15 protein-coding genes are annotated in these 12,883 nt (G+C 41.8%); 10 read left to right on the top strand and 5 right to left on the bottom strand.

The features are described from left to right. Window positions 1-238 precede the first annotated feature (238 nt). The gene (locus B5E53_RS19645; protein WP_242963493.1) at window positions 239-1,783 is read right to left on the bottom strand and encodes a leucine-rich repeat protein; all 1,545 of its coding nucleotides are present in this window, start codon (window positions 1,781-1,783) and stop codon (window positions 239-241) included. Window positions 1,784-2,190: 407 nt separating this feature from the next. Between B5E53_RS19645 and B5E53_RS03335 the strand changes: the two genes are divergently transcribed. From B5E53_RS03335 to B5E53_RS03330, 3 genes are read left to right on the top strand one after another with little or no spacing between them, the layout of a single operon-like run. After that, on the top strand, window positions 2,191-3,582 hold the full coding sequence (locus B5E53_RS03335; RefSeq protein ID WP_087312611.1) for an AAA family ATPase: 1,392 nt from the start codon (window positions 2,191-2,193) through the stop codon (window positions 3,580-3,582). Continuing rightward, on the top strand, window positions 3,575-3,757 hold the full coding sequence (locus B5E53_RS20040; RefSeq protein ID WP_343215576.1) for a hypothetical protein: 183 nt from the start codon (window positions 3,575-3,577) through the stop codon (window positions 3,755-3,757). Before B5E53_RS03335 ends, B5E53_RS20040 begins: the two co-directional genes overlap by 8 nt. 44 nt (window positions 3,758-3,801) lie before the next feature. Further along, on the top strand, window positions 3,802-4,251 hold the full coding sequence (locus B5E53_RS03330; RefSeq protein ID WP_343215575.1) for a hypothetical protein: 450 nt from the start codon (window positions 3,802-3,804) through the stop codon (window positions 4,249-4,251). A 141-nt stretch (window positions 4,252-4,392) separates the two neighbouring features. On the opposite strand, the gene B5E53_RS03325 is transcribed toward B5E53_RS03330, so the two are convergent. From B5E53_RS03325 to B5E53_RS03310, 4 genes are read right to left on the bottom strand one after another with little or no spacing between them, the layout of a single operon-like run. Then, window positions 4,393-5,598 (bottom strand): ABC transporter permease, encoded by a 1,206-nt coding sequence (locus B5E53_RS03325; RefSeq protein ID WP_087312610.1) that lies wholly within the window; start codon window positions 5,596-5,598, stop codon window positions 4,393-4,395. Further along, window positions 5,585-6,472 carry an ABC transporter ATP-binding protein gene (locus tag B5E53_RS03320; protein WP_087312609.1) on the bottom strand — a complete coding sequence of 296 codons (888 nt, stop codon included), beginning with the start codon at window positions 6,470-6,472 and terminating at the stop codon, window positions 5,585-5,587. Before B5E53_RS03320 ends, B5E53_RS03325 begins: the two co-directional genes overlap by 14 nt. Then, window positions 6,453-7,217, bottom strand: a complete 765-nt coding sequence (locus B5E53_RS03315) for a hypothetical protein (protein ID WP_087312608.1) — start codon at window positions 7,215-7,217, stop codon at window positions 6,453-6,455. The genes B5E53_RS03320 and B5E53_RS03315 overlap by 20 nt, the downstream gene beginning before the upstream one ends. After that, window positions 7,210-7,743, bottom strand: a complete 534-nt coding sequence (locus B5E53_RS03310; RefSeq protein ID WP_087312607.1) for an RNA polymerase sigma factor — start codon at window positions 7,741-7,743, stop codon at window positions 7,210-7,212. The genes B5E53_RS03315 and B5E53_RS03310 overlap by 8 nt, the downstream gene beginning before the upstream one ends. Before the next feature lie 310 nt (window positions 7,744-8,053). On the opposite strand from B5E53_RS03310, the gene B5E53_RS03305 reads away from it, so the two are divergent. The 7 genes from B5E53_RS03305 to B5E53_RS03280 all read left to right on the top strand — a co-directional run bounded on the left by B5E53_RS03305 (window position 8,054) and on the right by B5E53_RS03280 (window position 12,766). Continuing rightward, a complete protein-coding gene (locus B5E53_RS03305) occupies window positions 8,054-8,902 on the top strand; it encodes a MerR family transcriptional regulator (protein ID WP_087312606.1) in 849 nt (282 codons plus the stop codon). 131 nt (window positions 8,903-9,033) lie between these two features. Beyond that, a complete protein-coding gene (locus tag B5E53_RS03300; RefSeq protein WP_087312605.1) occupies window positions 9,034-9,480 on the top strand; it encodes a GNAT family N-acetyltransferase in 447 nt (148 codons plus the stop codon). Window positions 9,481-9,517: 37 nt separating this feature from the next. Beyond that, window positions 9,518-10,279: a methyltransferase domain-containing protein gene (locus B5E53_RS03295; protein WP_162611771.1), complete on the top strand. Its 762-nt coding sequence runs from the start codon at window positions 9,518-9,520 to the stop codon at window positions 10,277-10,279. Next, window positions 10,276-10,404, top strand: a complete 129-nt coding sequence (locus B5E53_RS19920) for a hypothetical protein (RefSeq protein WP_275532662.1) — start codon at window positions 10,276-10,278, stop codon at window positions 10,402-10,404. The genes B5E53_RS03295 and B5E53_RS19920 overlap by 4 nt, the downstream gene beginning before the upstream one ends. A 38-nt stretch (window positions 10,405-10,442) precedes the next feature. After that, the gene (locus B5E53_RS03290) at window positions 10,443-10,901 is read left to right on the top strand and encodes a DUF4869 domain-containing protein (protein WP_087312603.1); all 459 of its coding nucleotides are present in this window, start codon (window positions 10,443-10,445) and stop codon (window positions 10,899-10,901) included. Further along, on the top strand, window positions 10,885-11,703 hold the full coding sequence (locus tag B5E53_RS03285) for a hypothetical protein (RefSeq protein WP_087312602.1): 819 nt from the start codon (window positions 10,885-10,887) through the stop codon (window positions 11,701-11,703). The genes B5E53_RS03290 and B5E53_RS03285 overlap by 17 nt, the downstream gene beginning before the upstream one ends. 106 nt (window positions 11,704-11,809) lie before the next feature. Next, on the top strand, window positions 11,810-12,766 hold the full coding sequence (locus tag B5E53_RS03280; protein ID WP_087312601.1) for a transporter substrate-binding domain-containing protein: 957 nt from the start codon (window positions 11,810-11,812) through the stop codon (window positions 12,764-12,766). The last annotated feature ends 117 nt before the right edge of the window (window positions 12,767-12,883 follow it).

The following is a 12,883-nucleotide window of genomic DNA, read 5'->3' as shown; positions in this document are numbered from 1 at the left end:
ATTAACACCGTTTGAATTTCATGAACGGTTATTAGCCGCATAAAAATATTGCCCGGTACAAACCGGGCAACACAAAAATTTTATTTTTTTCATTGTCTACTTGACGGGTAGCACACCAATATACAGACTTCCCCTTTTCTTAATCATGAAAAAAATTATTTAGATATGATTGTCTTCTTTTGCCCGCCTCCTATGAGGCATAAGAGAACCGTGCAGAAAGTGGTGGCGAAGTATCCCTTTACCGGATGATCACGCTTCTCGCCTGGCCTTTGTTTTTCAGGAGCTTTGTGTAAGCTTTCTTCTTCGCTTTTGGTACTTTGATGACGGCGTTTTTGCTGATACCCTTGAAAGCTTTTTTGCCGACACTTCTGAGTTTTTTGCTCTTGATGGTGATTTTTTTCAGCTTTTTGCAGCCGGCAAAGGCTTTCTTGCCGATGGTGGTCACGTTGGCGCTGATCACTACTTTGGTCAGTTTTTTCTTCGCCTTTTTGAAGGCGTTTTTGTCGATGGCGGTGACCTTCGCCTTTACACCGTTTACGGTGACGTAAGCCGGGATTTTCACAGTCTTCTTATTGGCGACAGACTGTACGGTGACGGTGTCGGCGGAAGCTGCCCGGTATGTGTTGCCGCCTGCGGCATAGGTACTGCCAGGCTGCAGAGCAGCTTCCGGTGCAGGCTGAGAAGTGTCCGCCGGGGAGGATGGCGTCTTCGGGTCAGTTGGAACAACCGGTTCCGGCTCTTCCGGGGCAGGAGTGAATGCCTTGCTGTGGAAGTATGCCTCATCGGAAACAGCGTCCGTGATATCATGGTCTCCGTTGTCAAACGGAGAACCCGGGATGGCTGTTGCCGTGTCCGCGTCCGCACCCGCCTGAACTTCAATGGCCTCACCTTCCATCGGGGAGACAGAGATGGCGCCGTTGGTGAAGGTAGGAGAAACGTTGTCAGAATCAGAGGTAATCATGGTAAAGATACCAAAACTGCCTGGTGAGATCGGAACTGGTTCCTCTTCATCAGTTTCTGTAATCTCCCCACCGACGGCAGTCACCTCACCGCCGGTAATCCGGACGGTACCACCGGGAACCTGTCCCGTATTTTCGTTAGACATGACCATGATGTAAAAGCCGGCGCTGAAAGTGGAAGATGCTCCTCCGATGGCAGTCACTTTGCCGCCCTCAATGTAGATGTTTCCTACTTCCATTGTGCCGATGCCGAAGCTTGGATATGTCGATTGGGCGGTGGTGGCTGTTGCTGTCACCGTGCCGCTTTTTATAATGAGATTACCTGCGAGAGCTATCCCTTCAGTGATGCCTGTGACATCAAGGCTGCCGTCCCCGCAGATGATCAGGGCGTAAGGGACAGTAGGGTCAACGGTTCCGTAGTCTTCGATTGTTGCCGAAATGCCCTTGCCGGCATGAGTGTTTTCCAATGATGTTAAGGTATTCCTGCCTTCCAGTTTCAGCGTAAATGGCGCAGAACGTTCGATAGCTGCAGAATGTTCGTTTTCTACGACTTTCACAGTCGCATTACGCAGGGTCAGGGTCTCCCCGTCCCATTTGACGTTATAATTCGTGTCATTGGCGCCCTCAGTCGCAACGTTGCCGCTTTCATCCGTGATGGCGTATGCCACCGGATTGGCAGCGGTGCTTTCTAAGTCTACTCCTCCGACTGTGATAGGCGGCGATGTCTCTTCTTCCGGGGCTGCGGTTTGAGCAAAGGCCGTGGCCGGCAGCAGCGCCAATATCAGGCACAGGCTAAGTACTATTGCTGTAAATCGTTTTTTCATGTGTCGTCCTCCTTGTCTGTATATTGTTGTTTCGTTTCGTGTTTGGTTTCTTTGTCTTGCTTCTGGCGAATACTCTTCCTGACCAGTTTTGCACGGATTGTTCTACGTACATCCTTGTCTTCTCCTTCCTACTATTGATTGGCTCGGAATGAGTCCTTCATATATATAGGTACACAAAAAAGAAAAAACTCTCACCCTAATTGAAAAATTTTTATATGAATTTTGTCGGTGTGAAGGGGGAGAGTTCGGTTTGGAGATTTCGCAAATGGATTAAGCAAATAAGATGAAAAAATAAAAGATTTCACAAATATTATTTTTGAAATAGAATAAAAAATGCAGAATTTAAAATAATAATTTGAAAAAAGATGTATGTTTGTGTTACAATGAGTTCCGTGGAGGTAAAACAAATGGAAAGTGTTGTAAGATTAGCTTCTTTAAAGATTTCAAATATAAAAAATGTTAGAAACGGACAGATTATTATGCCCAATACCTTTCGGAAACAGTTGGGCTATAAAAATGCAGAGGTGTTAGGCCTGTACGGTCAAAATGGCTCTGGCAAAACGGCAGTGATTGATGCATTGTATTATTTACAAAAGATTATGATTGGCAGTGTGTTGGAGGATGAAATTGCAGATTATATCGAGGTAAATGAAAAGGAGGCAGAGATTTCTGCCGATTTTAATATTTTTGCAGACTCAGTTATTTATGAAGCAGGCTATAAGATTATTTTGCAAAGAAATGGGAAACATGCAGAGATTATTCGGGAAACTTTGAGCTGTGCTATAAATGAAAAGGATTCCAGAAGTAATAAGACTGTATTTATGGATTATCAGCGCATGGATAAAGATATAGTGTTTTCTCCAAGAAAGAGATTTAATGAAGTGATTGAAGCGAATGCGGAAAATAAAACGGATTTGATTGTGGCGAGAAAAATGGCAGAAAAGGAGAACTGTTCTTATATTTTTGGAGAGAGCAGCAGAGAAATTTTCTGTCGTTGTTATGAAAATGATTTCAGACACTATTCAGAGACAATCAAGGCGTTATTTAAGTTTGCATTGAAAGATTTATTTGTAATTCGTAACGCTCATTCGGGAGTGATTTCTGCTAATTTTCTGCTGCCTATGGCATTCAGGATTGAACAAGACGAAATCGGGATGAAGGAAGATTTTGCTGTCCCTTTAACAGAACCGATTATCTTAAATGAAGAAAGAAAAAATGTTTTGGATGTTATTGTAGAACAGGTGAACATGGTTTTATTTACAATTATTCCAGGAATGAAAATAGCGGTTCATAATCATGGAATGCAGCTAACGGATTCAGGAGAAAATGGTTACAGAGTGGAGATTGTTTCTATCCGGGACGGTATGGCTCCGATTCCAATTAGAATGGAATCGGAAGGAATCATTAAGATTATTTCTATTTTAAATGCGCTGATTCAGGCGTTTGGAAATTTTTCTATCTGTCTGGTCATTGATGAATTGGATGCAGGTATTTTTGAGTATATGCTGGGAGAGCTGCTGGATATTTTCAGCAAAAGCGCAAAAGGGCAGTTGATTTTTACGTCACATAATCTTCGTGCCCTCGAAATGCTGGATAAAGATAGTATTATGCTTTCCACGGCTAATCCGGATAGAAGATATATACGAATGAAAAATGTAAAAGCAACAAACAATCAAAGGGATATGTATTTGAGGGGAATTACTCTTGGTGGACAGGATGAAGTAATTTATGAAGAAACAGACAGCCTAAAAATCGCACGCGCATTTAGAAAGGCGGGTAGAATGATACAGCATGAGTGAAAAAAAGGTCGTTATGTTTATAGTGGAAGGACCAAGTGACGAAGCTGCACTTGGGTCGATTATGAAAGAATATTTTTCAAATAATGAAGTGCAATTTGTTGTGGTATATGGGGATATCACTCTGAAAGATTATGTTTCTGAAGACAATATTCTAAAAAAATTAATGAACAGATAGAAAGTGTAAAAAAGAAATATCGTTACTTTCACGATGATTTTATCATGATTATCCATATCGTTGATACGGATGGTGTATATATTCCGGAAATTGATATCAAAGAAGCAGATGTGGAGAAGGCGCAATATTACGAGGATCATATAGATGTTAAAAATGTAAAAGCAATTGTAAATCGCAACAGACGCAAAGGAGCCATTTTATATAAACTTAGGAAAACAGGAAAGATAAATGGAATACCTTATCGAATTTTTTTTAATTCTTGCAATTTAGAACATGTGTTATATGATGAGTTAAAAGACTTTACCGATGAGGAAAAACAAATCTTATCGGACGACTTTGCAGATAAATATGACGGGAAAGTAAATGAATTTATAGAATTTATATCAGATAACCAAATTGCAGTTTCGGGAACATACCAGCAAACATGGGATTATATAGAAAAAGACAAAAATTCTTTAAATAGACATTCTAATATGCATTTAATTTTTGAATAGGTCTTATAGAAAAGACAAACTGATTCATTATATTATATATAGAAGAATGTAATAAGGAATGGGGCCTGTCTGATGTATCCAGTCATCCGGGCAAATAAGGAGCGGGTCAGCTCCTTATTTGCCGTCGTAATAGCTTCTCAATTATTTGATCTCTGCCTTTTTATAAAACTGATAAATCACAGGCAGCAAAAGTAATGATATAATGGCATATGCCGGTATTATCACTTTGGAGACGGTCGTAATATTTCCGCACACTTCCAGCAATTCAAAATCCCTCAGTTCATTATAGATATCCAGCAGTCTGTCCGGGAAGAAAGAACAGATTTCCGGCAGAGGGATGATTCTGCTCAAAAAAGGAAAGAAACACAATATAATAAAAGGAACGATGATCGCGATCACTGTGGAGCGTGTAAGGACGGATACAAGCATGGCAGCCGTGGAAGCAAATAGTGTGCCGATGTAGCCGCCCAGAACGATAAACAGGTACCCTTGAAGGATTGTGATATTATAGCAGCTTCGCCAGAAAATCATCTGTATCGGACAGTCTGAGCCGCCTGCACCGAGAATCAAAAGCACGATGGCTGTGTGAATACCGATGAAAGCAGCATACAGAACGGTGGAAATCATGAATCCTGCGCTTATTTTGGAGCGGATAGCTTTATTTCTGCCCAGTTTTGTTGAGAAAAGGACAGAATCCGCTTTGGTCTGAAATTCGTCCGAGAAAATGCCTGAGACAAAAAATCCTATGAAAAGTGCAAGTATCATAATAAATGTAGGTATATTGTCGATTAATGCCACCCAGCCGTCATAATACTCGTAGTGGAACGGAGTTCTGAGATTTTGATATTTGGTGAGCAGATAATCTTTTTCATGATCGGAAAAGGATTCCTCGCCGCCATTTATATAGTCTTTAAGATTGGCGATACGTTCTTCATAGACATTTGCCGCCTCATCTTCGGTGATTCTGTCAATGGCATAATAATCATAGTCTCTCCATGGACTGTTGGCGTCGTTGATGATATCAATAATAGACGATATTCCCTGTTTTTTCTGGAAGGCTTTATCTTCCTCCTCGATGGAATCGTTTAATTGTTCAGAGTTGATCTGATGGTTTTTCTGATAAACTTCTCTGAACACATCTTCCGTCAGATCGCCTGCCCACTTGTTTTTTTCTCTTCTGAGATTTTGTGCGGCGGTGATGCCTGTTGTGTGATTTCCATTTTCATCCATGTATTCCACTTTATTTATGGATAACAAGGATACCACCAGAAGGATTGCCAGCAAAGCTGTCATTGCCACCTTGTTTCTTGCCTTAGAAAAAATTTTTTTGATCTCAAAATTCAACATGATTGTCACCTGCCTTTTCTCCAAAATAATGTAAAAATACATCCTCCAGCGTTGGCTGTACGGGCGTTGCTTCCGGCAGCGGTTTTTCTGATGAAATGATACGCAGTTCTGCATGATCATTCTCTGCCTTTATATTCGATACCCGGTAGTTTTCAATCATTGAAGATACTTGCTGTTTTTCTGCATGGCAGATCCAGACAGTTTCGGGCATGGACGCGATAATGGCGTCAAGTGTTCCCTGACGGATAATTTTGCCGTCTTTCATCAGCAGTATGTCATTGGCAATATATTCGATATCAGAAACAATGTGCGTGGATAACAGGACCAGCCGTTCCTCAGAAAGTTCGCTGATCAGATTACGAAAACGTATCCTTTCATTGGGGTCAAGTCCTGCCGTTGGTTCATCAAGAATCAATATCTTAGGATCGTTTAGCATCGCCTGGGCAATCCCGGCGCGTCGTTTCATGCCTCCGGATAAAGTCCGCATTTTTCTGTTGGCAGCTTTCGCAAGACCCACCCCGTGAATCAATTCCTTTGTCCTTTTTTTTGCTACAACCGGGCGGATTCCTTTGATGGAAGCGATATAGAGCAGATAATCCTGAACGGTAAATTCCGGATAGAACCCAAATTCCTGTGGCAGATATCCCAGCAGGTTTCTGTATGCGCTGTCCATCTCATAAATATTTTTTCCATTATAAGTGATGTGTCCCTGTGTAGGTTTGATCAATGTGCAGAGCATTCGCATTAACGTTGTTTTTCCTGCGCCATTTACTCCGAGAAGACCGTAAACACCATTTCGCATGGTAAGGTTGATATGGTCTACCGCTGAAAAATTGCCAAATTTTTTTGTTAAATCAGTTAATTTCAATTCCATGAACCGATACCTCCCAATAATTTGTACTCATTTTTAAGGTCTGATAAATTACCGCACCCAGATAAATCACTGACAGGGCCGACAGAAAGATCCAGATGGGAATGGTGATCCGCGTGTATACGGAATCATTCAGAACAATAAACAGCCACACACTGCTCCACGCGATGCATAATGCAACCGCTGCGGTTTCGTTCAATCGCTTGCAGCATAACGTGTGAAAACAAATGCAGGCAGTAATTGTCATAGGAAAGAGAAATTGTATCAGCAGATCCAGCATATTAAAATGTAAGACAGATATGGAGATACCCATAAAAACGGAAAGAAATAAAATGTCCGCCAGACCGAACAGAAGCATCCGCGTGGCGTAAATCTGCCGGAGTGAGAAGTACGCAGAGGATTCGATTTCCATACTCTGGCAGGTTCTGTTTTTCCACAGCTCGGGAATGATCAAAATAACAAACAAGGACGCGATGATTCCAAGGCTTCTCTGGACATAGGCGTCATCTTTTACAGAGATGAGAATGAGCCATAAAAATACCAGTAAGACAATCTGAAAGAACCACCATCGCTTCCGTATCAGTCTGAATTGTCCCAGGACAAATTCATAATAGGACAATGTTTTCTCCTCCTCCGCCCGGAAAAAAGCTTCCTTTGATTTCCGGATGGTCTCCTGTATTTTTTCTTCCCGTGGTTCAATATGAGTTTCCTTTTTGTAATCCTCCAGCTGTTTTTCAAAGTTATTCATTCATTTCACCTCCGATCAATTGTTTCAGCCGGGTTTTTCCCCGCTTCAGCCGGTATTTGACCAGGGAAACCGTAATTCCCAGATTTTTGGCAATTTCAGTTATTTTCAGTTCGTTAAAATAATAAAGAACGATCACTTCCCGCAATTCATCCGGCAATTTTTTCAGCGCGGATTCCAAAGAAATCCTGTTTAAAACCGTATCATTTTCCGGATTTCCTCTTTCCAGCTGTTTCACCAATTCTGTATGTTCAGTCGGGATTTCTTTTATTTTTTTCATGTAATCAACGCATAGGTTTCTTGCAATGATATATAAGTAATTTTTTACTTTTCCCATATGATGATAATCAGAAAGTTTTGCGAAAAAGCGGACAAATGTTTCCTGCGTCAAATCTTCTGCATATTCTTTATTTACACAATGATAATTACAATAAGAGAGAATATCTCTGTAATACTTATGGATAAACAGATCAAATGCCTTTTCATCGCCCTGCCTCATTTTTCTGATCAGTAAAAAATCCAGGTCCACAGAATCCTCCTTTCTTTTAACGATTTTCTCTTTCTATTATGTATAACGAATCGGAGAAGCAAAAAGATAGTATGAAAGGAAAAAATTTATAATGCGGGATCATCGATTCGGAAAATTTAAAATCAGCAATTCGGAGTGAGAAAAATTTTACTTGAATAAACAGTGACATAGAATTATACTATATCTTAATAGTTACTTCAAAGGGAATAGTGGAAGAGGAAATGCGTTCCTTAAAAATAAATTTCCCTTGACTGTAAACCTCATTGATACTGTATATTTATGCCTCATAAAAAGACGAGGAGGCGGAAATATGACCATAAAAGAAGTGGAGGAGCGGACGGGCCTGGCCCGCTCCAATGTTCGGTTTTATGAAAAAGAAAAGCTGATCCAGCCATCAAGAAACGAGCGAAACGGCTACCGGGATTATTCAAAAAGTGATGTGGAGAATCTCAAAAAAATCGCGTACCTGCGCACGCTGGGGATATCCATTGAGGATATCCGAAATGTAATCCAGGGGAAGGAGTCTCTCACTGAGATTCTGGAGAGGCAGAGTGAACGGCTGGCAATGCAGATGGACGATTTGGACAGGGCTAAAGCCCTCTGTGAACAAATGCTCCACGACCGGGAGCTTACTTACGAGACCATGGAGGTGGAGCGGTACACCGGTGAGCTGGAAGATTACTGGGAGCAGAATCAGCCGGTATTTCGTCTGGATACCGTCAGTTTCCTCTGGCTGTGGGGCAGTTTCCAGACGTGGATGGCGCTGACTGTTCTGTGCCTGCTTGTGGGTATCTTATTTTACAGCAAACTGCCTCCACAGATTCCAGTACAGTGGAAGCTTGGCATTGCGAGTACTCTGGCGCGGAAGGAGTGTATCTTTGCGTATCCGGTAATCTGTGTTGTGATTCGCTATTTTCTCCGGCCGTATCTGTATGTAAAAGTGCAGATGAACAATATTTACGGGAAGATTATCTCAGAATATCTGAGTAACTCCCTGTGTTTTGTTGCTCTGTCGACAGAAGTTTTTAACGTGTTGTTTGTGTTTGGACTGGCAGAAAATATTGTGACGGTTCTTCTGGTGGATGCGGTGCTGCTCCTGGGACTGCTGGCGGTGGGGCTTGTGAAAATGGATCTGCAAAGATCTGAGAGAAAAAATTGAATTTTTTCAGATGCCGGATCTGAACGTAAAAAAGATTAGGGAGGAGAAATCAGGCCAGATAAAGGGCAGAAAACAAAAATTGCAAAAAAGAAATTTTTAAGATTTTTAAGATAAGAAACGGAGATATAAAGATGGAAATACATGTGTTAAGAGCAGAAGAACTCTGGCAGCAGGCCGGCGCCTACTATGTGCGCATCCAGGCTATGGCCAGGCAGTATCACATCACGCTCCGGGAAGAGTTCGATGAGCATGACAGCCCGGATGCCAAATATATCGTGCTGCTGGACGATGCATTTCCGGTGGCGACCTGCCGGCTCTATGAGATTTCCGGGGAAGTGTTTCCTTCTGTGATGCTTGGACGGGTTGTGGTTCTGCCGGAATACAGGAAGAAAGGGCTTGGAGGGATGGCGGTAACTGAGGCAGAAAACTGGGCCCGTGAGATGGGGTATCAAAAATCGGTTCTAGAGAGCCGGGATGTGGCCGTAGGCTTCTATGAAAAGCTCGGTTATGAAATCTGCGATGGACAGATTATCCACGGCGACACCTTTGACTGTGTCCGGATGGAGAAGATGTTATAACTATTGTAGACTGAGAAAAAGAAAGAAGGAAACATTCATGTGGAATGCAGAGATTTATGACAGTTTTGGAAAAGAGCGGATGCAGCCGTCCATTGATCTGGCAGCCCGTTTAAAAGATAAAAAGTTCAAAAGAATCCTGGACGTGGGCTGCGGGAGCGGCATGAGTACAGCGGCGGTTCTTTCCACGTGGGAGGATGCTGAAGTAACCGGTGTGGATTTATCAGAAGAAATGTTGCAAAAGGCCCGAAAAATCCTGCCGCAGGTACAATTTATAAGAAGAGACTGCAGTAAATCACTGGCGGATCTGGGAACATTCGACCTGATATTTTCCAATGCATTTTTGCAATGGATACCCAATCAGGAAGATTTTATCGGACAGACATTTTCCATGTTAGAAGAAGGCGGAGTGCTGGCAGTGCAGATTCCGCTGTTTGACGAAATGCCGGCCAGCAAGTGCATTCTAGAGGTGGAAAAAATATGGGAAGAACGATTCGCTGGTATTGAAGAAGATAAATTTATCACTCATACTGCCGCGCACTATTATGATATATTTGCGGAGCACACCACTAAAGTTCATATGTGGGTGACAGACTACTGCCATATCATGCAAAATCATGAGCAGATTCTGGACTTTTTGAGGGGAGCTGCATTTACGCCATATCAAAGCCGGTTGAATGAGAAGGAGATGCAGGCTTTTGCCGATGAAGTACTTATCCGTATCGAAAAGGCATATCCGGTCCGGAAAAATGGAACGGTGCTGTTTCCGTTCCGAAGACTCTTTTTGACCGGACAAAAATGAATCTGAATGTCAGAGTCAAAAATGCCCGCGCTAAAAGTGTATATGCTGCCTGTGGTTTTAAAATAAAGAAAAAATTTAAAAAAGAAAATGGAGTAGAGGTGTTCTCCATGGAGTTGGAATTATAATATAAATATATCAGTGAAAAATGTTGGGAGGGAAGAAAATGTTAAAAATCTGGTATTATGGCGGTGTGGAGTATATGAAAGATGCGCCGGCATATTTTAATAATGTATATGAAGACGAATGGCTGGAAGACAATTTTGTCAAAGAAATGATTTTAGATGTTGACAGCTCTAAAGTGATCAGCCCGCATATTATCGAAAGTCCCGTACTTGGAGCGATTACGCCAAAGGAGCTTTCCGGCGGAGTGAAAGTCCTGATTCTCATGCTGAAAGACGATTCTTTTGTTTATAATATGTCAAATTGCGGCAATAATTGTGCAAAATGGATTTTGAAAATAGCCGAGAAAAAGGATTTGACTGTATATCTTCAGCACATACTCAGATTTACCGGAGAGTTCGAAATTATGATTATGAATACAGGAAAAATCGTTCATAATGGCAAAGAATATGTAAATGAGCTGTTGAAAGCGGAGGAAATGGTCAATGAAGGGAAGATATAAATTTGAGGTGCGGAGCAAAAAGGTTATATTCCGGTTTGAAATAAAAAGAAATATTACCATTATTAAAGGAGACAGTGCATCGGGGAAAACCACGTTACTAAATATGATGTATGAATATTTGCTGAATGGCAGAGAATCCGGTTTTATAGTTTCCACCAATGCAAAATATTATGTCTATCTTCGGGATGTGCCGGGCAGAAGCTGGAAGGAAATGTTTGAACCGTTAAAAAAAACGATAATTTTTGTTGAAGAAAATAATAATTTTATTTTTTCTCAGGAATTTGCAGAATATGCTTTAGCTTCCGGAAATTATTTTGTGTTTGTGAGCAGAGCGCCGTTAAAAATGCTGCCTTATAGCATTCATGAAATATATGAAATCAAAACAAGAAAAAAACAGGCAGATATGCGCCAGGTCCTTTGTGATTTTGAAGAGCTGTACAGCAATTTTCCAAATATAAACAATAATAAAATGTCGTTAGTCGTGACAGAAGACAGTAACTCAGGATTTACGTTTTATTCTGCTTTATTTGAAAAAAGTGAAGTTATCAGCGCAGGAGGCAATTCAAATATTATAAATGTGATGAAAGAACAAACCACAAAAGATATGTTTGTGATTGCAGATGGTGCAGCATTTGGTTCTATGGTAGAAGATTGTCTGGAATTTGCGGAGCAGAACATGGATAAAAGAATTTCCATGTGGATGCCGGAATCGTTTGAATTTATCTTGCTTAGGGCAGGGATTGTTCAAAATAATATGTTGAATGCGATTTTGGACAATCCATGCGAAAAACAATTCTCATAATTAACCCTTGCTTTTTCCCTTCCTTTCGACTATAATACTTTACTAGAGTAGATTGATAAACCTTTGAATCAAAAAAAGAAATGAAATGTAGAAGGAGAACTAAGTTATGAAGAAATTTATTGCCATGGCGTTGTTTTCTGCTATGTGTGTTACTTCTCTGGCAGGATGTGGTAGTTCCAATGGAGGCGGAGAAGGTTCCGCAGAGGGCGGCACTCAGGCTGCTGCAGAGTCTGACTGGGAAGATGTCAGCGCTAAGGGTGAGATGACCATCGGTATGACCTTATTCGCACCGATGAACTATTATGATGAGAACAATAATTTTGTTGGTTTTGATACGGAGCTGGCACAGGCTGTGGGCGAGAAGCTCGGCATTGATATCAATTTCGTGGAAATTAACTGGGATTCCAAGGAGATCGAGTTGAATTCCAAGAACATTGATTGTATCTGGAACGGTATGTGCAGCACGGCGGAGAGACAGGAGACCATGACTCTCTCTGAACCGTATCTGTATAATACACAGGCCATGGTCATGAAGGCTGACCGAGAAGATGAGATTATGAAGAGCGTGGACGGACTGACCGTTACAGCGGAGAAAGGTTCCACCGGTGAAGGAAAGCTGCTGGGAACGATCGCCGACGATGATACCGTAGAAGTATCCGCAAAAGAATACTTTGCCAATGCCAATTATGTAGCTTCTGATTCCATGGCGAAGGCTTTGATGGAAGTAAAAGCAGGAACAGCAGATGTGGCTCTGGTTGACAGTGTGGCTGCATATGGTATGGTCGGCCCTGACACCGACTATTCTGATATGGTCATCAATGTGGACAATAACTTTGGTCTTCAGGAATACGTCATCGGTTTCCGTAAGGGAAGCGATCTGGAGCAGCATGTAAGCGATGCCATTGATCAGCTTTATGCAGATGGTACCGTTGCCGAACTGGCTGCAAAATATAATCTTTCCGATCTTCTGATCGAGAAGGATACCCAGGCATCCACAGAAGCCGCACCGGAAGCGGCTACCGGTGATACTGCGGCAGAAGCAGCAACTGCAGCGGCAGAATAAATGAATAACAGCAAGTAGAAATAATCATATAACTAATAATTGAATCCGGATTTCCGGCATCCCGCATGGCGGCGGGAGAGTGGAAAGCCGGATTCTTGTTGTGAAAATACCGGAATT

The organism is Eubacterium sp. An11, from assembly GCF_002161065.1.
Classification (GTDB): Bacteria; Bacillota; Clostridia; order Lachnospirales; family Lachnospiraceae; genus Anaerobutyricum; species Anaerobutyricum faecale.
The sequence above is the reverse complement of the archived record's forward strand: the minus strand, read 5'-3'. Positions and strand labels throughout refer to the sequence as shown.